Source organism: Robertmurraya sp. FSL R5-0851 (assembly GCF_038002965.1).
In the GTDB taxonomy this organism is placed as follows: domain Bacteria; phylum Bacillota; class Bacilli; order Bacillales; family Cytobacillaceae; genus Robertmurraya_A; species Robertmurraya_A beringensis.
The window spans coordinates 257,340-280,728 of record NZ_JBBOOE010000001.1; the positions used below are offsets into that span (position 1 = coordinate 257,340).

General features: G+C 39.6%; 23 protein-coding genes, 2 tRNA genes, 2 rRNA genes and 2 pseudogenes. 26 read left to right on the forward strand and 3 right to left on the reverse strand.

All coding sequences use genetic code 11. From position 1 onward, the window contains the following. Window positions 1-144: 144 nt before the first annotated feature. From MKX65_RS01440 to tsaD, 8 genes are all read left to right on the forward strand, one after another. A 23S ribosomal RNA gene (locus MKX65_RS01440) occupies window positions 145-3,078 on the forward strand. Window positions 3,079-3,160: 82 nt separating this feature from the next. Continuing rightward, window positions 3,161-3,276: ribosomal RNA gene (gene rrf / locus MKX65_RS01445) — 5S ribosomal RNA — on the forward strand. A 26-nt stretch (window positions 3,277-3,302) separates the two neighbouring features. Next, window positions 3,303-3,376: transfer RNA gene (locus MKX65_RS01450), tRNA-Met, on the forward strand. A gap of 42 nt (window positions 3,377-3,418) precedes the next feature. After that, window positions 3,419-3,494: transfer RNA gene (locus tag MKX65_RS01455), tRNA-Asp, on the forward strand. Between the two features lie 315 nt (window positions 3,495-3,809). Then, a complete protein-coding gene (tsaE, locus tag MKX65_RS01460) occupies window positions 3,810-4,265 on the forward strand; it encodes a tRNA (adenosine(37)-N6)-threonylcarbamoyltransferase complex ATPase subunit type 1 TsaE (RefSeq protein WP_160548785.1) in 456 nt (151 codons plus the stop codon). Further along, window positions 4,265-4,972, forward strand: a complete 708-nt coding sequence (gene tsaB, locus MKX65_RS01465; protein WP_340901896.1) for a tRNA (adenosine(37)-N6)-threonylcarbamoyltransferase complex dimerization subunit type 1 TsaB — start codon at window positions 4,265-4,267, stop codon at window positions 4,970-4,972. The genes tsaE and tsaB overlap by 1 nt, the downstream gene beginning before the upstream one ends. After that, complete coding sequence (gene rimI, locus MKX65_RS01470; RefSeq protein WP_340901897.1) at window positions 4,959-5,435, forward strand: ribosomal protein S18-alanine N-acetyltransferase; 477 nt, start codon at window positions 4,959-4,961, stop codon at window positions 5,433-5,435. The genes tsaB and rimI overlap by 14 nt, the downstream gene beginning before the upstream one ends. Then, window positions 5,432-6,457: a tRNA (adenosine(37)-N6)-threonylcarbamoyltransferase complex transferase subunit TsaD gene (gene tsaD / locus MKX65_RS01475; protein ID WP_340901900.1), complete on the forward strand. Its 1,026-nt coding sequence runs from the start codon at window positions 5,432-5,434 to the stop codon at window positions 6,455-6,457. Before rimI ends, tsaD begins: the two co-directional genes overlap by 4 nt. 218 nt (window positions 6,458-6,675) lie before the next feature. Here tsaD and MKX65_RS01480 read toward each other — a convergent pair whose 3' ends face one another. Next, window positions 6,676-8,598 (reverse strand): ABC-F family ATP-binding cassette domain-containing protein, encoded by a 1,923-nt coding sequence (locus MKX65_RS01480; protein WP_340901903.1) that lies wholly within the window; start codon window positions 8,596-8,598, stop codon window positions 6,676-6,678. Window positions 8,599-8,737: 139 nt separating this feature from the next. Between MKX65_RS01480 and moaC the strand changes: the two genes are divergently transcribed. Next, window positions 8,738-9,232, forward strand: a complete 495-nt coding sequence (moaC, locus tag MKX65_RS01485) for a cyclic pyranopterin monophosphate synthase MoaC (protein ID WP_160548781.1) — start codon at window positions 8,738-8,740, stop codon at window positions 9,230-9,232. Window positions 9,233-9,259: 27 nt separating this feature from the next. Further along, on the forward strand, window positions 9,260-9,919 hold the full coding sequence (locus MKX65_RS01490) for a redox-sensing transcriptional repressor Rex (RefSeq protein ID WP_160548780.1): 660 nt from the start codon (window positions 9,260-9,262) through the stop codon (window positions 9,917-9,919). Between the two features lie 27 nt (window positions 9,920-9,946). On the opposite strand, the gene MKX65_RS01495 is transcribed toward MKX65_RS01490, so the two are convergent. Further along, window positions 9,947-10,159: a YdiK family protein gene (locus tag MKX65_RS01495; RefSeq protein ID WP_160548779.1), complete on the reverse strand. Its 213-nt coding sequence runs from the start codon at window positions 10,157-10,159 to the stop codon at window positions 9,947-9,949. Next, window positions 10,156-10,893, reverse strand: coding sequence for a CPBP family glutamic-type intramembrane protease (locus tag MKX65_RS01500; protein WP_160548778.1), 738 nt, complete (start codon window positions 10,891-10,893; stop codon window positions 10,156-10,158). Before MKX65_RS01500 ends, MKX65_RS01495 begins: the two co-directional genes overlap by 4 nt. Before the next feature lie 302 nt (window positions 10,894-11,195). Between MKX65_RS01500 and groES the strand changes: the two genes are divergently transcribed. From groES to MKX65_RS01570, 16 genes and pseudogenes are all read left to right on the forward strand, one after another. Beyond that, window positions 11,196-11,480: a co-chaperone GroES gene (groES, locus tag MKX65_RS01505; protein ID WP_066057304.1), complete on the forward strand. Its 285-nt coding sequence runs from the start codon at window positions 11,196-11,198 to the stop codon at window positions 11,478-11,480. A gap of 74 nt (window positions 11,481-11,554) precedes the next feature. Next, window positions 11,555-13,180 (forward strand): chaperonin GroEL, encoded by a 1,626-nt coding sequence (groL, locus tag MKX65_RS01510; RefSeq protein ID WP_160548777.1) that lies wholly within the window; start codon window positions 11,555-11,557, stop codon window positions 13,178-13,180. 254 nt (window positions 13,181-13,434) lie between these two features. After that, entirely contained in the window at window positions 13,435-13,767 is a 333-nt protein-coding gene (locus MKX65_RS01515; RefSeq protein WP_340901914.1) for a Rho termination factor N-terminal domain-containing protein, read from the forward strand. A 258-nt stretch (window positions 13,768-14,025) separates the two neighbouring features. Next, entirely contained in the window at window positions 14,026-14,433 is a 408-nt protein-coding gene (locus MKX65_RS01520) for an SEC-C metal-binding domain-containing protein (RefSeq protein WP_340901916.1), read from the forward strand. Window positions 14,434-14,548: 115 nt separating this feature from the next. Beyond that, window positions 14,549-14,854 carry a hypothetical protein gene (locus tag MKX65_RS01525; protein ID WP_340906130.1) on the forward strand — a complete coding sequence of 102 codons (306 nt, stop codon included), beginning with the start codon at window positions 14,549-14,551 and terminating at the stop codon, window positions 14,852-14,854. After that, window positions 14,854-15,138 carry an RQC domain-containing protein gene (locus MKX65_RS01530; RefSeq protein WP_340906131.1) on the forward strand — a complete coding sequence of 95 codons (285 nt, stop codon included), beginning with the start codon at window positions 14,854-14,856 and terminating at the stop codon, window positions 15,136-15,138. Before MKX65_RS01525 ends, MKX65_RS01530 begins: the two co-directional genes overlap by 1 nt. A 46-nt stretch (window positions 15,139-15,184) precedes the next feature. Then, a complete protein-coding gene (locus tag MKX65_RS01535) occupies window positions 15,185-16,027 on the forward strand; it encodes a DUF6398 domain-containing protein (RefSeq protein ID WP_340901919.1) in 843 nt (280 codons plus the stop codon). A 74-nt stretch (window positions 16,028-16,101) separates the two neighbouring features. Further along, entirely contained in the window at window positions 16,102-16,587 is a 486-nt protein-coding gene (locus MKX65_RS01540; protein WP_160548787.1) for an SEC-C metal-binding domain-containing protein, read from the forward strand. Between the two features lie 344 nt (window positions 16,588-16,931). Then, window positions 16,932-17,021, forward strand: a pseudogene (locus MKX65_RS26980) (hypothetical protein); the annotation flags it as partial. Between the two features lie 147 nt (window positions 17,022-17,168). Then, a pseudogene (locus tag MKX65_RS01545) lies at window positions 17,169-17,705 on the forward strand (phospholipase D-like domain-containing protein); the annotation flags it as partial. A gap of 418 nt (window positions 17,706-18,123) precedes the next feature. After that, a complete protein-coding gene (locus MKX65_RS01550; RefSeq protein ID WP_160549954.1) occupies window positions 18,124-19,257 on the forward strand; it encodes an IS110 family transposase in 1,134 nt (377 codons plus the stop codon). A 678-nt stretch (window positions 19,258-19,935) separates the two neighbouring features. Next, window positions 19,936-20,247: a transposase gene (locus MKX65_RS26985; RefSeq protein ID WP_016205489.1), complete on the forward strand. Its 312-nt coding sequence runs from the start codon at window positions 19,936-19,938 to the stop codon at window positions 20,245-20,247. Window positions 20,248-20,258: 11 nt separating this feature from the next. Next, window positions 20,259-21,158 carry an IS3 family transposase gene (locus MKX65_RS01555; protein WP_040344397.1) on the forward strand — a complete coding sequence of 300 codons (900 nt, stop codon included), beginning with the start codon at window positions 20,259-20,261 and terminating at the stop codon, window positions 21,156-21,158. A gap of 45 nt (window positions 21,159-21,203) precedes the next feature. Beyond that, a complete protein-coding gene (locus tag MKX65_RS01560) occupies window positions 21,204-21,329 on the forward strand; it encodes a hypothetical protein (protein ID WP_263479876.1) in 126 nt (41 codons plus the stop codon). Window positions 21,330-21,366: 37 nt separating this feature from the next. Then, window positions 21,367-21,969: a DUF421 domain-containing protein gene (locus MKX65_RS01565; RefSeq protein ID WP_340901930.1), complete on the forward strand. Its 603-nt coding sequence runs from the start codon at window positions 21,367-21,369 to the stop codon at window positions 21,967-21,969. A gap of 222 nt (window positions 21,970-22,191) precedes the next feature. Then, on the forward strand, window positions 22,192-23,274 hold the full coding sequence (locus tag MKX65_RS01570; RefSeq protein ID WP_160549858.1) for an extracellular solute-binding protein: 1,083 nt from the start codon (window positions 22,192-22,194) through the stop codon (window positions 23,272-23,274). Window positions 23,275-23,389 lie beyond the last annotated feature (115 nt).

The following is a 23,389-nucleotide window of genomic DNA, read 5'->3' on the forward strand; positions in this document are numbered from 1 at the left end:
TTTGTTTAGTTTTGAGAGAGCAATCTCTCTATGATAATCGTTCTTTGAAAACTAGATAATGATAAATGAAGAAAACCAAGAAATACCGAGTAATCGCCATTTTAGTTTTCTCTCTATATTATATAGAGAAACTTTTTAACTGTAGGTTAAGTTAGAAAGGGCGCACGGTGGATGCCTTGGCACTAGGAGCCGATGAAGGACGGTACTAACACCGATATGCTTCGGGGAGCTGTAAGTAAGCTTTGATCCGGAGATTTCCGAATGGGGAAACCCTCTATCCGTAATGGGATAGAATCTTTACCTGAATACATAGGGTATTGAAGGCAGACCCGGGGAACTGAAACATCTAAGTACCCGGAGGAAGAGAAAGCAAACGCGATTCCCTGAGTAGCGGCGAGCGAAACGGGATTAGCCCAAACCAAGAGGCTTGCCTCTTGGGGTTGTAGGACACTCTATACGGAGTTACAAAGGAATGAAGTAGACGAATCGATCTGGAAAGGTCAGTCATAGAAGGTAACAACCCTGTAGTTGAAACTTCGTTCCCTCCCTGAGTGAATCCTGAGTACGGCGGAACACGTGAAATTCCGTCGGAAGCAGGGAGGACCATCTCCCAAGGCTAAATACTACCTAGTGACCGATAGTGAACCAGTACCGTGAGGGAAAGGTGAAAAGCACCCCGGAAGGGGAGTGAAAGAGATCCTGAAACCGTGTGCCTACAAGTAGTTAGAGCCCGTTAATGGGTGATAGCGTGCCTTTTGTAGAATGAACCGGCGAGTTACGATTACATGCGAGGTTAAGTTGATAAGACGGAGCCGTAGCGAAAGCGAGTCTGAATAGGGCGCTTTAGTATGTGGTCGTAGACCCGAAACCAGGTGATCTACCCATGTCCAGGGTGAAGTCCAGGTAACACTGGATGGAGGCCCGAACCCACGCACGTTGAAAAGTGCGGGGATGAGGTGTGGGTAGCGGAGAAATTCCAATCGAACTTGGAGATAGCTGGTTCTCTCCGAAATAGCTTTAGGGCTAGCCTCATGTAGTAAGAGTCTTGGAGGTAGAGCACTGTTTGGACTAGGGGCCCTCATCGGGTTACCGAATTCAGACAAACTCCGAATGCCAAAGACTTATCCATGGGAGTCAGACTGCGAGTGATAAGATCCGTAGTCGAAAGGGAAACAGCCCAGACCACCAGCTAAGGTCCCAAAGTATACGTTAAGTGGCAAAGGATGTGGAGTTGCTTAGACAACCAGGATGTTGGCTTAGAAGCAGCCACCATTTAAAGAGTGCGTAATAGCTCACTGGTCGAGTGACTCCGCGCCGAAAATGTAACGGGGCTAAACGTATCACCGAAGCTGTGGATTGACATCTACGATGTCAGTGGTAGGAGAGCGTTCTAAGGGCGTTGAAGCTAGACCGGAAGGACTGGTGGAGCGCTTAGAAGTGAGAATGCCGGTATGAGTAGCGAAAGATGGGTGAGAATCCCATCCACCGAATGCCTAAGGTTTCCTGAGGAAGGCTCGTCCGCTCAGGGTTAGTCGGGACCTAAGCCGAGGCCGAAAGGCGTAGGCGATGGACAACAGGTTGATATTCCTGTACCACCAAATTACCGTTTGAGTGATGGGGGGACGCAGGAGGATAGGGTAAGCGCGCTGTTGGATATGCGCGTCCAAGCAGTTAGGCTGATCACGAGGCAAATCCCGTGATCAAAAGGCTGAGCTGTGATGGCGAGGGAAATATAGTACCGAAGTTCCTGATTCCACACTGCCAAGAAAAGCCTCTAGCGAGGTAACAGGTGCCCGTACCGCAAACCGACACAGGTAGGCGAGGAGAGAATCCTAAGGTGAGCGAGAGAACTCTCGTTAAGGAACTCGGCAAAATGACCCCGTAACTTCGGGAGAAGGGGTGCTCTTCAGGGTGAATAGCCCAGAAGAGCCGCAGTGAATAGGCCCAGGCGACTGTTTAGCAAAAACACAGGTCTCTGCGAAGCCGCAAGGCGAAGTATAGGGGCTGACGCCTGCCCGGTGCTGGAAGGTTAAGAGGAGGGGTTAGCGCAAGCGAAGCTCTGAATCGAAGCCCCAGTAAACGGCGGCCGTAACTATAACGGTCCTAAGGTAGCGAAATTCCTTGTCGGGTAAGTTCCGACCCGCACGAAAGGCGTAACGATCTGGGCACTGTCTCAACGAGAGACTCGGTGAAATTATAGTACCTGTGAAGATGCAGGTTACCCGCGACAGGACGGAAAGACCCCGTGGAGCTTTACTGTAGCCTGATATTGAATTTTGGTACAGCTTGTACAGGATAGGTAGGAGCCTGAGAAGCCGGAGCGCTAGCTTCGGTGGAGGCGTCGGTGGGATACTACTCTGGCTGTATTGAAATTCTAACCCTCACCCCTGATCGGGGTGGGAGACAGTGTCAGGTGGGCAGTTTGACTGGGGCGGTCGCCTCCTAAAAAGTAACGGAGGCGCCCAAAGGTTCCCTCAGAATGGTTGGAAATCATTCGTAGAGTGTAAAGGCACAAGGGAGCTTGACTGCGAGACCTACAAGTCGAGCAGGGACGAAAGTCGGGCTTAGTGATCCGGTGGTTCCGCATGGAAGGGCCATCGCTCAACGGATAAAAGCTACCCCGGGGATAACAGGCTTATCTCCCCCAAGAGTCCACATCGACGGGGAGGTTTGGCACCTCGATGTCGGCTCATCGCATCCTGGGGCTGTAGTCGGTCCCAAGGGTTGGGCTGTTCGCCCATTAAAGCGGTACGCGAGCTGGGTTCAGAACGTCGTGAGACAGTTCGGTCCCTATCCGTCGTGGGCGTAGGAAATTTGAGAGGAGCTGTCCTTAGTACGAGAGGACCGGGATGGACGCACCGCTGGTGTACCAGTTGTCTTGCCAAAGGCATCGCTGGGTAGCTATGTGCGGAAGGGATAAGTGCTGAAAGCATCTAAGCATGAAGCCCCCCTCAAGATGAGATTTCCCATAGCGCAAGCTAGTAAGATCCCTGAAAGATGATCAGGTTGATAGGTCAGAGGTGGAAGCGCGGCGACGTGTGGAGCTGACTGATACTAATCGATCGAGGACTTAACCAAATTTAAGATGAAACGTATTTCTTTCTTCTTCTTCATTCATTATCTAGTTTTGAAGGAATGATTTTCTTCAATTGAATACGAGTCTAGTGGCGATAGCGAAAAGGTCACACCCGTTCCCATACCGAACACGGAAGTTAAGCTTTTCAGCGCCGATGGTAGTTGAGGGTTTCCCTCTGTGAGAGTAGGACGTCGCTAGGCTGTATTACAGATTTAATTATTATTGTCGCGGGGTGGAGCAGTCTGGTAGCTCGTCGGGCTCATAACCCGAAGGTCGCAGGTTCAAATCCTGTCCCCGCAATTATTGAAAGTTATTTTTCAAGTTTCACTTGAAAAAAACTCTGGTCCCGTGGTGTAGCGGTTAACATGCCTGCCTGTCACGCAGGAGATCGCCGGTTCGATCCCGGTCGGGACCGCCATTTTCATATTTTAGTAGAACCAAACGAACCAAATGGATTCGTTTTTTTGTTTTTTCGAGGGATTTCCTAATAAAAGACGATAATTTTGGCGATTATAGATAGAAAACAGTGTGGAATTTGGTTGCGTACACTTAAAGCTCCATAAAAATGAACGTTACTGGTGTATTTACTTGCAATTCTCGAGATATATTTGCGATCCCATGTACATACATATCCCCTTTTTGCTCATTTTTTTAAAATCATGTACACTTATAAGAGACTAGCCTTAGGAATCTGTCCTAAGGTTTTTTTATAAAAGATTGGGTGATGAATTCAATGAACGAATACATAGTAAGAACAAACAGTACGGAAGAGACTTTACAATTTTCAAAGGAACTGGCACAGAAGCTTCAACCAGGAGATGTGATTACATTAGAAGGTGACCTTGGTGCAGGTAAGACGACGTTTACTAAAGGACTCGCAGTGGGACTGGATATTAACAAAAACGTTAGTAGTCCTACTTTTACTATAATAAAAGAATATAACGGAAGACTTCCACTTTACCATATGGATGTGTATCGATTGGAGGATTCTGACGAAGACTTGGGCTTTGATGAATATTTTGAAGGACAGGGAGTAACGGTTGTGGAGTGGGCTCATCTGATTGAAGACCAACTACCGGAAGAACTTCTACAAATCAAGATTTCTCATGGGGAAGAGAATTCTCGTAACTTAACGATAACGCCAAAAGGAAAACGATATGAAATGCTTTGTAAGGAGCTATTTGCCTAATGAAAGTACTAGCTATAGATACATCCAATTATCCACTGGGGATTGCCTTAATAGATAACCAACAAGTGATTGGGGAGTATATAACGAATATTAAAAAGAATCATTCGATCCGTGTGATGCCAGCGATTGAAAACCTATGCAGGGAATGTGAAGTTAAGCCAGCAGACCTAGAGAAAATTGTCGTCGCTGAAGGTCCTGGTTCTTATACGGGAGTTCGTATAGGAGTAACGATCGCGAAAACATTAGCGTGGACCTTACAAATTCCGCTTGTTGGGGTTTCAAGCATAGAAGTGTTAGCGGCATCAGCTGCACGGTACTTCCCAGGCAATGTGGCTCCATTATTTGACGCTAGAAGAGGACAAGTCTATACCGGTCTATATCGCTTCCAAAATGGCGCACTCGAAAAAGTTAAAAAAGACCAACTGGTATTAGCTAAAGATTGGGCAGAGCAGTTAAAGGAGATGTCAGAGCCTGTTTTATTTGTTGGCAATGATGTCCCTATTCACAAGGAAGTACTAGTGAGTATTATGGGAGATCAAGCAAGATTTGCTCACTACACTGAACATAATCCACGTCCTGGTGAGCTAGCTCATTTAGGGGTCAATCGAGAACCCGTTGATGTGCACAGCTTTGTGCCAAATTATATTCGGTTAGCTGAAGCTGAAGCGAAATGGCTAGAAGGGAAGAAAGAAAATGATGCAAAATGAAGAGACTCACTCATTATCTGATTCCTTTGTGTTTCGATATATGAAGGAAGAAGATATCGATCAAATTTTAAAAATTGAGGAGCTTTCATTTGCAACGCCTTGGACAAGGCAGTCATTTGAGAATGAGTTGAATTTAAATCAATTTGCTGTCTATCTGGTCTTAGAAAAGGAAGGACAAATTGTAGGTTATTGTGGCATGTGGTTGATTGTTGATGAGGCGCATATTACAAACATAGCGGTCTTACCTGAATTTCGTGGGCAAAAGCTTGGAGAAGGGATCCTTCGTATGATCATGGAGGTTGCAAAAAAAAGGGGTGCAAAATCGATGACACTGGAGGTACGTGTGTCAAACACAGTGGCACAATCGTTGTACCGTAAGCTCGGCTTTATGAACGGTGGAATACGCAAGAATTATTATACTGATAACTATGAGGATGCATTAGTCATGTGGGTGACAATATGAGTGAGAAAAATCAATATATATTAGGGATCGAAACAAGCTGTGATGAAACAGCTGTTGCGATTGTAAAAGATGGACATGAAATAATAGCAAATATCGTTGCGTCGCAAATTGAAAGCCATAAGCGCTTCGGTGGAGTCGTTCCTGAGATTGCTTCTCGTCATCATGTCGAGCAAATTACGATTGTCATAGAAGAAGCGATGCGAGTGGCTGAATTACAGTTTTCAGATATTGATGCGATTGCTGTAACGGAAGGGCCAGGACTTGTCGGAGCCTTATTAATAGGGGTGAACGCAGCCAAGGCGCTGAGCTTTGCTCACGGTATTCCTCTTGTAGGAATTCACCATATCGCTGGTCATATTTATGCGAATCGCTTGATAAAGGAAATGGAGTTTCCACTGTTATCACTGGTTGTCTCTGGTGGACATACAGAGCTTGTTTATATGAAGGAACATGGCCATTTTGAGGTGATTGGAGAAACGAGAGACGATGCTGCGGGTGAAGCATATGATAAAGTCGCTAGGACGTTAAAAATGCCATATCCAGGCGGACCTCATATTGACCGATTAGCGGCGGTTGGCTCACCTATTATAGATTTACCGAGAGCCTGGTTAGAGGAAGGGTCCTATGATTTTAGCTTCAGTGGATTAAAATCAGCAGTTATCAACACTGTCCACAATGCAGAGCAACGAGGAGAAGTGATTGCACCTGAAGATCTTGCTGCAAGTTTTCAACAAAGTGTGATCGATGTGTTGGTAACTAAGACGGTACGTGCGGCGAAACAATATTCTGTGAAGCAAGTGTTACTAGCAGGAGGAGTGGCTGCGAATAAAGGACTGCGTAGCGCGCTAGAGAGAGAATTTGCTGCTAATGAAGGTGTAGAATTAATTATTCCTCCACTTTCTTTATGCACAGATAACGCAGCCATGATAGCTGCTGCGGGAAGTGTTATGTATGAAAAAGGTCAAAGAAGTGACTTTACTTTAAACGCCAATCCTGGATTAGACCTATCTATCCACAACTAATAACTTTAGGAAAAAGTCCCTATCACATGATAGGGGCTATTTTTTGTGTATAAACACTATTTCGACAAGTTTCACTGTGGGTAATGTGGATAAAATAAACTAAAATTGTGGATAATGTGGGAAACCCTGTGGAAAGCTCATATAAAAACAATTTAGCTGTGAACAAAATTGTGGAAAGGAAAAAACCGGGATAGATTCTTCCTCCCGGTTCTTTACGCTTATTCAGCCAGTTCACTCCATTCTTCTAGTAACTCATCTAATTGGAGTTTGGCTGTTTCCGTTTCTTCATTAATTTTAAGCACTCTTTCGTGATCTTGAAAAATTTCTGGATCACAAAGCAATGTATTATTTTTTTCAATCGTTTCTTCAAGCTTTTCAATTAAGCCCTCAATTTCTTCGATGCGTCGCTTTCGTTGGCGCTCTAATTTCTTGGCTTCCTTATCGATTTGATACGTATTTTTTTCTGGAGAAGCAGCTATGGTAGCGGCAGCCTTTTCTGCTTGTTCAATGGCTTTAAGCTCTTCTTGTTCTAGCTTCTTTTCCACGTAATAATCGTAATCCCCAAGATACTCAACAGCCGCGGTTTTACTAAGCTCAATCACCTTTGTAGCAATGCGATTAATAAAGTATCGATCATGAGAAACAAAAAGAATCGTACCTGGATAATCCACAAGCGCGTTTTCTAATATTTCCTTACTGTCTAAGTCCAGATGGTTGGTAGGTTCATCTAGTATAAGAAGATTCGCCTTTTGCATCATGAGCTTAGCTAGTGCTAAACGTGCTTTCTCCCCACCGCTTAGAGTGGAAACCGTTTTTAATACATCGTCGCCGGTAAATAAGAAATTCCCTAGTACCGTGCGGATTTCCTTTTCACTTTTCAGAGGGTATTCGTCCCAAAGCTCATTTAACACTCGCTTGTTTGAAGTAAGAGCTGCTTGTTCCTGGTCATAATAGCCAATGCTAACATTGGAGCCGTAATGAACTTGTCCTTCTAACGGTTGTAACGTACCTTGGATGGTTTTGAGTAAGGTTGATTTTCCAATCCCATTTGGTCCAACTAAGGCAACGGAATCTCCTCTAGTAATTCGGAGGGAAAGTTCCTCAGCTATTCGTTCATCATGATAACCAACTGCTAGGGAGTGGACATTTAACACTTCATTGCCACTTTGCTTTTCAATATCAAAACCGAAGGAGGCGGACTTTTCATCTCCAAGAGGTTTGTCCATAACTTGCATTCTCTCAAGCGTCTTCCTTCTACTTTGGGCTCGCTTGGTGGTCGATGCACGAGCAAGATTTTTTTGAATAAAGTCCTGTAGTTTGGCTATTTCATCTTGTTGTTTCTCGTATTGTTTGAGATCACGCTCGTAGTTTTCGGCTTTTTGTTCAAGATAAGAGCTGTAGTTTCCTGAGAATTTGCTGATTTGATTCCTAGAAATTTCGTACACTTGATTGACCACTTTGTCTAAAAAGTAGCGATCGTGGGATACGATTAAGATGGCACCTGAGTAGCCAGTAAGATATTGCTCTAGCCAAGACAACGTATCGATATCTAAATGGTTGGTAGGTTCGTCCAAGATAAGAATATCAGGCTTGGTTAATAACAACTTCGCAAGAGCTAAACGAGTTTTCTGGCCACCACTTAAGCTATCAATTTTCGTAGAGTAATCGAATGAGTGGAAGTTCAAGCCATGTAGGACAGAACGTATATCTGACTCGTACTGGTAGCCCCCATTCTCCTTAAACTCATTTTGGAGATGGTCATATTCCTTGATTGTTCGCTCGTACAAAGTAGCATCTTCAAATACGGTAGGATCAGCCATTTTTTCCTCAAGCTTACGAAGTTCCCGCTCTTGTTTCATGACATGTTCAAACACGGTAAGCATTTCTTCCCAAATGGATAATCCGGAAACAAGACCTGTGTTCTGAGCCAAGTACCCGATCGTTACATGTTTGGGCTTGATTAAATCACCTGATTCATAGGAAAGGTGACCGGCAATAATCTTGAGTAATGTAGATTTCCCGGCCCCGTTTCTACCTACTAAGGCAATACGGTCTCTTGTTTGAACTTCTAGTTTTATATTCGATAAAATAAGGTCAGCCCCATAAGACTTGGAAAGCTGGTTTACTTGTAGTAGTATCATTGATTTCACCTCTATACTTCTACGGTTAGTGTATCGCATTCAATACGGATGAGCAATGATATGAGTTGTGAACTATGTTACAATGTTTTCACACAAAATGAGGAAAATAGTGTATGATTTTGAAAGAGGTGTATAATAGATGTCAGAGTTCACTCATTTTAATAAAGAAGGCAGAGCAAAAATGGTAGATGTGAGTGATAAGCCCGAAACGGTACGGACGGCCATTGCCCACTCTAGTATCACAGTTAATCAAGAGATATATGATCGAATCACACATAACCAAATGAAAAAGGGGGATGTGTTAGCAGTCGCACAGGTTGCAGCTGTTATGGCTAGTAAAAAAACATGGGATATTATTCCAATGTGTCACCCTATTCCACTCACAGGTGTTGATATTTCTTTTGATTGGGAATCAGATAACAATTGCCATACTCTACATATTTCTGCTAGTGTAAAGACAAAAGGGAATACAGGTGTAGAAATGGAAGCGTTAACAGCTGCTTCTGTTTGCGCGCTTACCGTGTATGATATGTGTAAAGCAGTAGATAAAGGAATGGTTATCGGGAAAACATACCTGGTTGAAAAGACAGGTGGTAAAAACGGTGACTTTAAGAGAGAAGAGAGACTATATTAGTTAAAGGTAGAAGGTAGGGGAAGAACGATGAGTAATGAATCAATGAAAATCCCACAAGCAACGGCGAAAAGACTACCATTGTATTATCGCTTTTTAAATAGTTTACACTCATCAGGAAAGCAACGCGTTTCATCGGCTGAACTAAGTGAGGCGGTGAAGGTCGATTCTGCAACAATCCGAAGAGATTTTTCATACTTTGGAGCCTTAGGTAAAAAGGGATACGGTTACAATGTAAACTATTTATTATCCTTTTTCCGTAAAACACTCGACCAAGATGAATTAACGAAGGTTGCGTTAATTGGGGTCGGGAATCTTGGGACAGCATTTTTAAACTATAACTTCTTAAAGAATAATAATACCAAAATTGCGGTTGCATTTGATGTGATAGAAGAGAAGGTAGGCACAAAAATTGGTGAAGTGCCCGTCTACCATATGGATGATCTAGAAGAAGTTATTGAAAAAGAAGACATTCAGGTCGCGATATTAACGGTTCCAGCACCGGTTGCACAATCCATTACCGATCGAATGGTTCAAGGATCGGTGAGAGGCATTTTAAACTTTACCCCGGCCCGATTAACGGTTCCCTCATCCATCAGGGTTCACCATATTGATCTGGCTATTGAGTTACAGTCACTGGTGTACTTTTTAAAGCATTATTCAATGGATGAAGAAATGGTAGAAGAATAAACAGTAAGCCGCCCCTTAGTGGAGCGGCTATTTCTTTTGCTCTTTCTTGATCTCTTTAATTTTAAAATGTAAAAGAATCATCCGAATGCCTGAACCAATATCAAAGGTCGCTAGCAAGACAAGCAGGTAGGTGAAAAAGCCCCACTCTCCATTTTGCTGTAAGTCCTGTATGGCAAACACTGTGAACAGAGCACCTAAGATGATGTATATAATTCCTGAAAATAAAGGTGACTGTCTCATAAGAAGAATCCTCCAATAAAGCTTTGCATTTGTTCTGCTTGTTTGATTAATTTTTCTAAGTCTTCCTTAAATACGGATTGCACAAGAACAACGAACGTATTCATCGATACGTGAGCAACGATCGGAACGAGAATCCGATTGGTTTTTACATACAAATACGCAAAGGTGAATCCCATTGCGGAATAAAGTAGAGTGTGCTCCGGCTCCATATGGGCAAAAGAAAAAATAACGGAGCTAAGCAAGGCTGATAGAAAAAAGTTAAATCGCTTATAAAAAGCCCCAAAAATGATCTTACGAAAAACAATTTCTTCTAATATAGGACCAATCACTGAGCTCACGACAATCATAATAGGAAAGGACTCAATGATGCGTAGAATCTGTTGCGTATTTTCAGAACCAACATCAATACCAATCAAACGTTCAATATTTGCAGCAAAGGCTTGGGCAAATAGGGCAAGAAAGACACCTGTGATAGACCAAAGGATCGATCGACCTAAGCTGGCTCCGCTTCTTACTTCATTTGTGTTTACCATCTCATTACGCAACAACATCAGGACAATCACAAGTGTGAGCGAAAAGCTTATGACAAGCCAAGTGACCCCTGCGAACCCTTGAGAGTGATGGGTTTCAAAACCAATCAGTTCTAGTATCAGAGAGGTGATAGGGACACCAATAAAGCTTGAAAGCTGCATAGCAATATAAGCAATTAATATAATCCAATATTCACGTTTCAAAACAAGTCTCCTTTTCCATCCAATATAGTTATTCTACTCGTAAACATCAGGTTGTATCAAATAAGAAGAATTATCGTCCGTATTTTAGCATTATATGGATAGAATAGGTGGAAAAGTACATACTTAGTAAGGTTGTACAATTAACAAGTTATGGGGGGACTTTTACAAAAAATTTATAAAAAAAAGCGGTTTCTCGCTTGCAAAAAAGGTAGAGATTCATTAATATAATAGTTGTGTTAGCACTCTAGTTAAGTGAGTGCTAATAATAAAAATCTTTCATATATTTGAGGAGGTTGTTTCACTTGTTAAAGCCACTAGGTGATCGCATTGTAATTGAGCTAGTTGAAACGGAAGAAAAAACGGCAAGCGGTATTGTACTACCAGACTCTGCTAAAGAGAAGCCTCAAGAAGGCAAAGTAGTTGCTGTCGGCACTGGCCGCGTACTTGAAAGCGGTGAGCGTGTAGCTCTTGAAGTTTCTGTGGACGACCGCATTATCTTCTCAAAATACGCTGGCACAGAAGTGAAGTACGAAGGAAAAGAGTACTTAATTCTACGTGAAAACGATATTCTTGCTATTCTTGGATAAGAGTAGAGATTTTCTTATTTAAAAACTAAACGAAGACAGAATAGATTGAAAAAACTCGAGGAGGGTATTTTACAATGGCTAAAGAAATTAAGTTTAGTGAAGACGCACGCCGCTCGATGCTTCGTGGGGTAGATGCACTTGCAAATGCGGTAAAAGTAACATTAGGACCAAAAGGACGTAACGTGGTTCTTGAAAAGAAATTCGGTTCACCACTTATTACAAACGATGGTGTAACGATTGCAAAAGAAATCGAACTTGAAGATGCATTCGAAAACATGGGTGCGAAGCTTGTTGCTGAAGTAGCTAGCAAAACAAATGATGTGGCTGGTGACGGTACGACAACTGCAACGGTTCTTGCTCAAGCGATGATCCGTGAAGGCTTAAAGAACGTAACAGCTGGAGCTAACCCAATGGGTATCCGTAAAGGGATGGATAAGGCAGTAGCAGTAGCGGTTGAAGAGCTTCGTGCTATTTCAAAGCCAATCGAAAACAAAGCTTCTATCGCTCAAGTTGCGGCTATTTCTGCTGCTGACGATGAAGTTGGTCAATTAATTGCTGAAGCAATGGAGCGCGTTGGTAACGACGGCGTTATCACTATCGAAGAATCAAAGGGCTTCACTACTGAGCTTGATGTAGTAGAAGGTATGCAATTCGATCGTGGATATGCATCTCCATACATGGTAACAGACTCTGATAAAATGGAAGCTGTTCTAGACAATCCATTTATCTTAATTACGGATAAGAAAATTGGAAGCATCCAAGAAATCCTTCCTGTTTTAGAGCAAGTGGTTCAACAAGGTAAGCCATTATTACTTGTTGCTGAGGATGTTGAAGGGGAAGCGTTAGCTACTTTAGTAGTGAACAAGCTTCGCGGAACATTCAATGCAGTTGCTGTTAAAGCTCCTGGTTTCGGTGACCGTCGTAAAGCTATGCTTGAAGACATCGCTATCTTAACAGGTGGAGAAGTAATCACTGAAGAGCTAGGTCGTGACCTTAAGTCTGCAACGATCCAATCTCTAGGTCGCGCTTCTAAGGTTGTTGTTTCAAAAGAAAACACAACAATCGTTGAAGGTGCTGGAGACTCTGCACAAATCGCAGGTCGTGTAAACCAAATCCGTGCGCAAATGGAAGAAACCACTTCTGAATTTGACCGCGAAAAATTACAAGAGCGCTTAGCTAAGCTAGCTGGCGGTGTAGCAGTAGTGAAAGTTGGAGCTGCTACTGAAACAGAATTAAAAGAGCGTAAGCTTCGTATCGAAGACGCATTGAACTCAACTCGTGCAGCTGTTGAAGAAGGTATCGTTTCTGGTGGTGGTGTAGCCCTACTTAACGTATACAACAAGGTTGCTGCTCTAGAGGTTACTGGTGACGAGAAAACAGGTGTGAACATCGTACTACGTGCGATGGAAGAGCCAGTTCGTACAATCGCACACAATGCGGGTCTTGAAGGATCTGTTATCGTTGAGCGCTTAAAGCGTGAAGAAGTAGGAACAGGCTTCAACGCAGCGACTGGCGAGTGGGTAAACATGATCGAAGCTGGTATCGTTGACCCAACTAAAGTAACTCGTTCAGCTCTTCAAAACGCTGGATCTGTTGCAGCAATGTTCTTAACAACTGAAGCAGTTGTTGCTGACATTAAAGAAGATACTCCTGCAATGCCTGACATGGGCGGCATGGGTGGAATGGGCGGCATGATGTAATAAACGCCCTCAAACCCTTGATATATAAGGGCTTTATGTAAGATGAGAGTGGAATGTTAACAAATTATAGAAGCTTCTCATAAGTTGAGCCAACTTATGGGAAGCTTCTTTTTTATATATGAAAGTTTAGTTGGAGGGATAAGAAAGTTACTTTTAGAGTAGTCGGCCCCGTTTCAAGTGTTCATATTAAGCACATGCGTGATAAAATGAAAAAATAAAAATGCGATGAAAAAGATGGCTAGTAAGGAGTTGCCGTGGCTTTTGATATTGTCAGAGGTGGACGCAATGTGAAAGGGGTAAATAAAAACAAGAATCAAAAGAATAAAATAATAGGAATAGCTTCATTAAAGGAAGCGCTATCCGCATTAAAAGTCGCAGATCTTCAAGACATCCGGAAAAAGCTGCAAATTAAAAATATAAGCTCGATGAAAAAGGCGGAGTTAATTCAATCTTTGGCAGAGGCAATCCCTGTTCTTTTCAGAAATATTATCAGTCAGTTCGATGAGCGACGATTATTTTTAATAAAAAATATCATTGCCAATAATGGAGTTATGAGCGCAAACAATCTAGAAATCGAGGAGATGTAGTATCTCCATAAAACTGGTTTTATGTTTACTAGTTTTCAAAATGGTAATACAATCGTCATAATCCCTTTGGAATTATTGCCTTCTCTAGTGAAAATTATTCAAGACGAAACGATACTTACAGATGTTAAGCGGAATACGGATTGGATAAAGATTACTGCTAGACCCTTTAGTTATTTTAGAGGAGCAGGCATCTAGAAAGAATATTGATTACTATCCATTCTCGAAGAAACAGCTCCTTGAAGCAGGTGAAACGACTATGTGGAGTGTCCAAAAGGTTATTCTCAACCTTTATCTCTATTTACGAAAGAGTATCGGATGTCAAAACAAGAGGCGAAGGAGTTTGTTGAGGACTGTATTATGCATGCGAAATTAGGCAATCAACCTAGTCAGCTTCTTCAATATTTACAGACTCAACTGACATTCGAAAGCTTAGAAGTAGTGCAAAGACTGATGGATGCCGTTGTTCTTCTTATGAATAATACGAGGGAATGGTATTTAAAGGGATATACATCGGAAGAGCTATTCGCTCAGGAAAAGAAGGCATTACCGCCTTTGCCCAATAAAAAAGGAGAGGTCATTAGTCTCCAAACCCGTCAAAAGGTGGGGAGAAACGATCTTTGCCCATGTGGGAGCGGGAAGAAATTTAAGAAATGTTGTGGGAGTTGAAAATCTGAACAGTGATAAAAAATGTTAAAAGTTTAGTGGGTGGACAAAAGGATAATGAGTTATATTGCAGAATATCTTTCACAATTTATTGTCTAAAAAGAAGGATTTGGTGTTGGTGGCAAAAAGGAATTCACAAGCTTGGGCAGAGGCCAAAAAACGATGCAAATTGAATGAGACTGATCTACAAATGGCTAAGGAGTTGGGGATGACAGCTAAGAGCTTAATTAAAAATATCCCCACGCCTAATCAGCTATGGAAAGCACCTGTAAAAGTATGGATTCGTGATCTATATGAGGAGAAGTTCAATAGGGTCATTACATTTAAGCCTGCCCTCAGTGAAGAATTAAAAAAAAAGCCCAAAAAACAACAAAAACTGATTGTTTCTGATCACTGGGTTGATGAGGAGGACTTACCATTTTGATGAAATCTAAGGCTGATCGATTATCTGATGAAGAAATAAAAGTCATATTGAGAGCAGCTGATGAAATTATTGCTAAAGGTGGAAGAACACTTCTTGCCAAAATCTTAAAGGACTCACGGGAGAAGAAAGTATTACAGCTGGAGCTGGATAAGTGTCCTGTCTATGGTTATTATAAATCAGAAAATCTAGATGAAATTATGCAAAAAATTGACTGGATGATCGATTATGATTTAGATGTAAAAAGTGTCATAACGAAAAGGATAACGAATTCTCCTATTAATTAAGAAAATCTACTTTAAGAGCAGACTAATAGAATAGAGGTTGTGGAGTATGACTAAACCAAAAGAAAAGATAGAGGAAAAGAAGGCAGAATTACTGAAATTAACAATTGAGTTTAGTAAGCAATTTTTAAATGAAGAATATGAGGGAGTAATTGAAAAATTAATAAACAAAATGGCTAGAAAAAGAGACATTCCATTCCTGTCAGGCCGTATTGAAATATGGGCTGCGGCAGTAATCCATGCTTTGGGAACGATTAATTTTTTATTTGATAAATCTAGTCAACCATATGTGTCTGCTACAGAAATTTTTGAGTATTTTGGCACCAAGCAAAGTACGACTTCGCAAAAGTCGAAGAAAATTAGAGATATGTTTAATATGACCTATTTTGATAGTAATTTCTCGATAGAGTCAGTTGTTCAAGGTAGTCCTTTTAATAACCTTTCAATAGTAAATGGATTAATCGTTCCTCAAGATATTTTGAATGATCAGCAGATTGAAATCGAAGAATGGGAAATTCAAGCTGCCCAAATATTAGGAATAAGCGGTTTAGAGAGAGGTAATAAATATAATGCAAGTTATATGGACAAATTACTCAATGTAAAAGAGACAAGTTTAATGAGTTTTTATGAATATCTATTACAACATATGATATTTCCTTTTACTGCGATATATGAAGAGGAAGTTGGCCCTTTAGAAATCGCAGAATTTGAAGTCAGCTGTATTCATTTAGACCAAGAGATGAAAGTAGACGAAAATTATGGAATTCTTGTTGAAGGCAGGTTGGGTAGAAAAAAAGTAATACTGCCATTAGCTAGCATCAAATTGGATGAAGGACATAAGAATTTTAAATGGATAGATTTATATCAAGAATGGTTCTGGTCATACAGATAATGTTCAATAGTGGATCATTCTTTGAATGCATTTTTTAATAGACTGAAAATAGGAATGATAAAAAAGTGGAAACTATGGGAAAATCTGATATTTTAAGTGGTAATACCTTTAGTTATTTTGATGTGTTTGAAGAGAAAAAAGGGCTTGTCTTAGGAACTGAAGTAAATGATATAAAATATATTATGCATGATCAGTATTGTATGAATCCAAGTTGCAAATGTGATGATGTTATTCTTATCTTTACAGAAAGCGAAAATAATGATTCTGAGTTTGCTATAAGATTATCTTTGAAAAGGAAAAGGTATGAGATTCTTGATATCTATGGTATTTCTAAGAGACAAGTGGATGAGATTGTTAAGGGTTCATTAAAAGATAGTGCAGAAGCAATGGAGCTATTAAAAAAGCGATATAAGGAGATGAAGGAAGCGGGAAAGGCAGTTTTACAAGGAAGTCCGGAAATAAATAGCAATAAAATTGAATTGCCAGTGGAAAAGCCTAAAAGAAATGATCCTTGTCCTTGTGGGAGTGGGAAAAAATACAAAAAGTGCTGTGGTGTGTAGTTATTTGTTATACTAAATTTAAATTAATATTCCTCCTTAGTCCAGCAGTGTTGGCTTTTGAAATATCCGAACCCATTAGTATTAAAAAATTAGATGATACAAAAGAAATTCTATTGTAGTGCAAACTTGTATGATTGTTTTAATAAAGAAAGCTTTGTATATAGGGGTTTTTAAGTGGAATAAAGATAAATGCTCATAATTTTGCTCATAGGAAGCAAAAAATGTTCATTTTTTTCACAAAAACCATCTTATCAGAGAAGGTCTTTCATCAGTTTACTGAACTGGTGGGAGGCCTTTTCTTCCGTATTTGCGGTCATATGAGCGTAAATATTCATACGTTCTTCATGTTATTCAAAGCGATTTGGGAAGTTCGTCGGCCTGCGGAGGCTTTGAATTGGATAATAATCGTCCTCGTGTTGCCTATCCTTGGTTTCTGGCTGTACCTAAGCATATCAAATCCCCAGCTAATTCATCGGAAAAGATTGAACTCTTCTCATAATGAGTCTGATAAATTGCCTGATACATATAGTGATAAAGCATCGACAATCGCCGATGCTTTACGACATTTCACTGTGCATGGGCATACGTTGGAAGGAAACCCTGGAATCTCTACTCCAGTTATTCGGCAAGCTTACTTTATATGTATAACACAGGCGACAAAGACTATTGATATAACAACACCCTATTTTGTACCAGAAATAGATATTATCATGGCATTAAAGACAGCTGTGGCTCGTGGTGTGCGCGTAAGATTGCTGGTTCCTCACCACATTGACCAAAAAATCGTGGGGTTTGCAAGTCGTACCTATTACGGGGAACTTATAGAAGCTGGAGTCCAAATCTACAAGTACAACAAAGGAATGCTACATGCGAAACTAATGATCATCGATGATGAAATTGCAGAAGTAGGCACAGCAAACTATGATATGAGAAGTTTTCGCCTCAATTATGAGGTAAGTCAAGTCTTGTACAGTGCTGAAGTGGCGTGGGAACTCACAGAGCAGTTCGAAAGGGATCTTACTAATTCTGTACCATTAAGAATTAAAGACTTGCTGCAACGAACCCTGACCGAGCGCATTGTAGAACAGGGAGCTCGCGTGCTTTCTCCATTATTATAAGTTGATATATACTGTTATTATTGTCCTATCTTAAAGCTATATTTAAAAAATTCATTGTTTTTGAAATGTTTCTGATTTATTTGAAAAAGTAAAAAATCCGTGTTAGAAGAAAACTTCATATAAAATGTTTTTTTTTCTTATATCAGTTTGAAATTAATTACAAAAAACAATCATGATCTTTCGCTCTTAACCCAGGAATGAAAATTGGTTCCCCACTCCATAATGTAGATACCACAAACAGTGAGTATATGACGTGGCTCTTATTGGTGGTCTTACCCTGTACAAAAAACTGTTGGAATGAATTTGGTGCACAACCCATTGTTAGCTCTCTCCTATGAGAGATGACTACGAACAGAAAAATGCTTAATTTCAAATTCATTCCACTGTTTGTGGAATATAATTCTGGAAGGTTGAACAAATGGAAACATTGTACAAACGGTGTGCTGGCTTGGATGTTCACTCAGAGACTATTGTAGCCTGTGTCCTAATGGGTGAATCAGAGGCAGACCTGGTAAAAGAAACTGAAACATTTCCTACTATGACTAAAGACTTGTTTCGGCTTCTAAAGTGGTTAGAAGAAAAACAGGTAACTCATATTGCGATGGAAAGCACTGGCGTTTACTGGAAACCTGTTTATAACATCTTAGAAGATTTTTTTGATATTACCTTGGCAAACGCACAAAGAATCAAAAACGTTCCCGGTAGAAAGACAGATGTGTCAGATGCAGAATGGATTGCCAAATTATTAAGACATGGATTAATAGAGAAGAGCTTTGTTCCTCCAGAGGACATAAGAAATCTAAGGGATCTAACTCGTCTCCGCAAGAAATGGATTGGTCATATGACATCTGAAAAGAATCGAATCCAAAAGGTACTTGAGACTTCAAATATCAAATTAAGTACAGTAATTTCAGATGTATTTGGAGTTTCCGGCAGGAAACTTTTAGAACAACTAATGTCTAATGGTTACTTAGATCAAAAAGACGTTGAACAAAGAATTCATGGTCGAATGGCTCATAAAAAACAGTCAATTACGGACTCCTTGTTTGGTACGATAAATGACCACCAATTATTTCTTATCAAACAATCTTGGATGCACATTGTCTATCTAGAAGAGTTAATATCAGATATTGAAAAAAGGATAGATGAAATCTTAAAAGACTACAAAGAAGAAGTGGATATCATTGTCACGATGACAGGTATTAAAAAAGATACAGCAGCTACAATAATTGCAGAAATCGGAGTAAATATGGAACAATTTCCTACTTCCAAACATATTGCTTCCTGGGCAGGACTATCACCAGGAAATCATGAAAGTGCAGGGAAAAGAAAAAGCACACGGACGGTGAAAGGAAACCCTCATATTAAGTCAGCACTTTGCGAAGCTGCGTGGGCAGCATCACGAAGTAAAAACACCAGGTTATCCGCTAAATATTGGTCACTAGCTGCAAGAAGAGGAAAGAAAAAAGCACTCGTTGCCATTGGACATCGAATGCTTACAATCATCTATCACATGCTAAAGAACAAAGAACCCTACCATGAGTCAACATAAATTAGCAGTATAGACAAAAGTTAAAAAAGATATTCGAGATACCATAAATTTAGGTACCTCTGCTTTCCTATTGCAAAAATTGCATTAATAATATCATTAACACAACTGATCTTGTTTAAACCCATATTTATTTTCACAGAAAAGGGTAATGCTAAAAAGGTAGTAAAAAGTTTAAAATCATAAATATCTGTTACCTTTTAAATTAATTATTGAGGTGGTATCAAAAGATAATCTAATTGAATCTTAAGGAAATACGTTTATTAGAAGATAAACTGTACCTTTTTGAATTAAATAGTTGGCTAAAGAATGTGAGTTTTTAATTTGGGAATGGTTGATATTAGTCGTTTTTTTAGTTGTACCTTAGGGTATATGGCTAAACTCGTTAAACGAGACATTCTATAAGAAACTTAGTTGTTTTGTAAAATTACTTTCTTTATCTAAACTTAAAGATCTTACAACTAATTAAAATTTTATTTGGAGGAAGAAAATTTGGAAGAAGTTAATATTGGTTTACTGACTATCAAAACGATCGTAGGTTTTGTTACCTTATTTTTTATCATTATCATAACAGGCAGAACATCCATCTATCAGTTAACTCCGCTCATAAGCCCCAAAATGAACTTGGACAATAAGAGTAATATTTATTATACTGCTTAATGTACCAAGGAGGCTGACATCATGAAACGAATAAAACATTCTAAAGAATTTAAATTACAAGTCATCAAGGAAGCCCAAGACACAGGGAAGAATACCCTTGTAGCTCGCCGGTATGATCTGAATCCCAATATGGTTAGTCGCTGGGTTCGTGAATACAAAGATGGTAAATTTGGTGAAGTAGATGTGGCTGTGCTGCCAGATATAGACTCCAAAGAATTATCCAAAGAAAATGAAAAACTTAAAATGTTATTAGGTGAAAAAGACCTTGAAATAGCGATCCTGAGGGATCTTATAAAAAAGAAAAACCCTCACTTGCTGAAAAGCATGAAGTAGCTAACAAATGGATTCAAAAAGGCTACTCGATTTCAAAGGTGCTTAAAATCATAGGTATTCCTCGATCCACATACTATTATCAAAAGAATTATCGTGTTGAGGAGAAAAAAGTAAGTGAGGGACGTCCAGCACCAGGTTATTCGATCCAAGAGGACGGTCAAAAGATATCAGACGAACAGATTAAAGAATTTCTACTAGAAGAGATTGCCGGTGATTGCTATAACTATGGTTATCGCAAACTCACTAAGGTCTTAAGGCGAAAATACAAACTTAAAATTAACAAGAAAAAAGTATACCGGATTTGTAAAGAATTGGGCATCTTACGCCCACAGCGCCAAAAGAAAGTCTCATACCCTAGGAAACTAGCAAGAAATCGCATTATTACAAGATCTAATCAGCTATGGGAAGCTGACATTAAATATGGCTTTATCGAAGGTGAGGATCGCTTTTTCTTTGTCATGTCCATCATCGATGTTTATGACAGGGGCATCATTACCTATCATATGGGATTAAGCTGCACTGGAGATGATGTCAAACAGACACTGAAAAGGGCATTATTAAAACGCCAACAATATGATGAATTGGAAAAACCTGTAATCCGAACAGACAATGGACCGCAGTTTATTTCCCATACTTTTGAAAAGTTTTGTGAAGATTCCAAAATTGAGCACGAAAGAATTCCACCAAGAACACCAAATATGAATGCTCATATTGAGTCTTTCCATCGCATTTTTGAGGACGATTGCCTATCCAGATGGCAGTTTGAAACCTACACAGAAGCATATCAAGAAGTCATGAATTTTATGGAGTTCTACAACGAGAGACGTATGCATTCTAGTATACTAGATTTGTCACCAAAGGAATTCTATCAAAAACAAGATTCATTGGTGATCAAGGAGGTTCGGGTGTAATGGATGTATTCATTCAAAGCATCAGCTTGATTTGGAGTGGCGGGCATGATAGCCTCGTTCGGCGATGCCAATGTTGTAAAACAGCTGGCTTCTTGGCAGGAGAATCATGCCCGCAGAGGCTCCATGTCAAGCAACATGGCCTTTTTGAAGAATAATGAAAGAAATCTATAAAATAAAAAACTGAGGAAATGAAAGAATAAGAGAGTTATTGTCCAAAATTCGGGGGTTAATCCGTCCGTTTCACTTAGTTTTTGTTTTAGTACTAGGTGATTTTTTAGGAAATACCATTTATGAAGATAGGGTAAGGATTTTTCATTTTTTATATGCTATCGGATTGTGGACGGTTCTTATGTTGGGAATAGAGTTTATAACTCTAAAAAATAAAACAACACGTTCTCTCTTATTAGGGGATCCTAACATCATCATTCGGGATGGTGTCATGGATCGAAAGTTACTTAAAAAGAACAAATTGGATGTAAATCAAGTTTTGAGTATACTTCGACAAAATAATGTTTTTTCAGTTCGTGAAGTCAAATACGGTATATTGGAAGCAAATGGGCAAATAAGTATATTATTAAAATCCAAGTATCAAAAACCAGAAAAGCAAGATCTTAATCTTCCAGAAAGTTCAGTAGACCTCCCAACATCGTTAATTATAGATGGGGAAATTTTATTGGATAATTTACATGAACTCGGATTTAATCAACAGTGGTTAGATAACAAATTAACTATCAATGGGTATAATAATGTAAAGAGTATACTCTACGCAGATTGGCGAGAAAGTGAAGGCATACATATAAGTCCCAAATAAAATTTGTTTGGATAGGAGCATACAAATACTCGATTATATAATGTAGTAATCTAGCTATTTGGTTTTGAACGCTCTTGATAATCACATGAATAAAATAATAATTATTTTCACAATAGTTATTGACAATGATTATCATTATTAATATCATATTTATATACTAGTGAGAATGATTTTCATTCTCTTTGTAGGTGAAATTACATAAATTTAAGGGGGAAAAACAAAATGAAGCACTTAAAGATAATATTATTTTCACTACTTCTATCTGTCTTGGTTCTTGGATTGGTAGGGTGCAACCAAGCAAAAGAAGAAGAAAAAACAGAGGAAACAACAGAACAAGCAACAAGTGAAGAAGAAGCGGGTGTTGTAAACTTATATACTACAAGACACTATGATATAGATGAAGAGCTCTACAAAAAATTCACTGAGGAAACTGGAATTGAGGTAAACGTAATTTCAGGTAAAGATGAGCTTGTTCAGCGCTTAAAGGATGAAGGAGAAGCAACAGAAGCAGATGTATTTATTACTGCAGATGCTGGTAATCTAGCCCGTTTAAAGGCTGATGGGTTAACTCAAGCGATTGAAAGTGAAGTATTAACAACAAATATTCCAGAAAAGCTTCGTGATGATGAAAACCATTGGTTTGGTTTAACAAAACGTGCTCGTGTAATTGTTTATTCAAAGGATCGAGTTAATCCATCTGAGCTTTCAACATATGAAGCATTAACTGAAGATACTTGGAAAGAGCGTATACTAATTCGTTCTTCTGAAAACATTTATAATCAATCTCTATTATCTTCATTTATCGAATTAAATGGTGAAGAAGCGGCAAAAAATTGGGCGGCTGGAATAGTAGCTAATATGGCAAGAACACCAGAGGGTGGAGATACAGATCAAATTAAAGCTGTTGTTGCTGGTGAAGGTGATGTTGCAATTTCAAATACTTATTATGTTGGAAGACTATTAAACTCTACTGACCCAGAAGAAGTAAAAGTTGGAGAACAAGTCGGAGTTTTCTTCCCGAATCAAGAAACTAATGGAACACACATTAACATTAGTGGTGCAACAGTAGTTAAACATGCAAAGAATGTAGATAATGCAGTTAAGTTTATCGAATTCCTAACAAGTGTAGAATCACAAGAGCTATTTGCTGAAGGAAACAATGAATATCCAGTAAATACAGAAGCAGCAATTTCCGAAACTTTAACTTCTTGGGGGGAGTTTAAGGAGCAAGATATTAACTTAACAATCCTTGGAGATAACAATAGTCGTGCAATTCAACTGCTTAATGAAGTAGGGTGGAAATAATTTATTATAAAGAAGCTGTGCTATATATTTTATAGTACAGCTTTTCTTTTTCTTTTTTCTTTTTTTTGAGAATGATATTCACTTGCAATTAAGTATTCTGTATACTTAAATGGTA

What these genes read in the sequence shown, in the direction of transcription:
- tsaE (WP_160548785.1), top strand. Translation starts at nt 3,810, where the DNA reads ATGAACGAATACATAGTAAGAACAAACAGTACGGAAGAGACTTTACAA.
- tsaB (WP_340901896.1), top strand. Translation starts at nt 4,265, where the DNA reads ATGAAAGTACTAGCTATAGATACATCCAATTATCCACTGGGGATTGCC.
- rimI (WP_340901897.1), top strand. Translation starts at nt 4,959, where the DNA reads ATGATGCAAAATGAAGAGACTCACTCATTATCTGATTCCTTTGTGTTT.
- tsaD (WP_340901900.1), top strand. Translation starts at nt 5,432, where the DNA reads ATGAGTGAGAAAAATCAATATATATTAGGGATCGAAACAAGCTGTGAT.
- MKX65_RS01480 (WP_340901903.1), bottom strand. Translation starts at nt 8,598, where the DNA reads ATGATACTACTACAAGTAAACCAGCTTTCCAAGTCTTATGGGGCTGAC.
- moaC (WP_160548781.1), top strand. Translation starts at nt 8,738, where the DNA reads ATGTCAGAGTTCACTCATTTTAATAAAGAAGGCAGAGCAAAAATGGTA.
- MKX65_RS01490 (WP_160548780.1), top strand. Translation starts at nt 9,260, where the DNA reads ATGAGTAATGAATCAATGAAAATCCCACAAGCAACGGCGAAAAGACTA.
- MKX65_RS01495 (WP_160548779.1), bottom strand. Translation starts at nt 10,159, where the DNA reads ATGAGACAGTCACCTTTATTTTCAGGAATTATATACATCATCTTAGGT.
- groL (WP_160548777.1), top strand. Translation starts at nt 11,555, where the DNA reads ATGGCTAAAGAAATTAAGTTTAGTGAAGACGCACGCCGCTCGATGCTT.
- MKX65_RS01530 (WP_340906131.1), top strand. Translation starts at nt 14,854, where the DNA reads ATGAAATCTAAGGCTGATCGATTATCTGATGAAGAAATAAAAGTCATA.
- MKX65_RS01535 (WP_340901919.1), top strand. Translation starts at nt 15,185, where the DNA reads ATGACTAAACCAAAAGAAAAGATAGAGGAAAAGAAGGCAGAATTACTG.
- MKX65_RS01540 (WP_160548787.1), top strand. Translation starts at nt 16,102, where the DNA reads ATGGGAAAATCTGATATTTTAAGTGGTAATACCTTTAGTTATTTTGAT.
- MKX65_RS01550 (WP_160549954.1), top strand. Translation starts at nt 18,124, where the DNA reads ATGGAAACATTGTACAAACGGTGTGCTGGCTTGGATGTTCACTCAGAG.
- MKX65_RS26985 (WP_016205489.1), top strand. Translation starts at nt 19,936, where the DNA reads ATGAAACGAATAAAACATTCTAAAGAATTTAAATTACAAGTCATCAAG.
- MKX65_RS01560 (WP_263479876.1), top strand. Translation starts at nt 21,204, where the DNA reads ATGATAGCCTCGTTCGGCGATGCCAATGTTGTAAAACAGCTGGCTTCT.
- MKX65_RS01570 (WP_160549858.1), top strand. Translation starts at nt 22,192, where the DNA reads ATGAAGCACTTAAAGATAATATTATTTTCACTACTTCTATCTGTCTTG.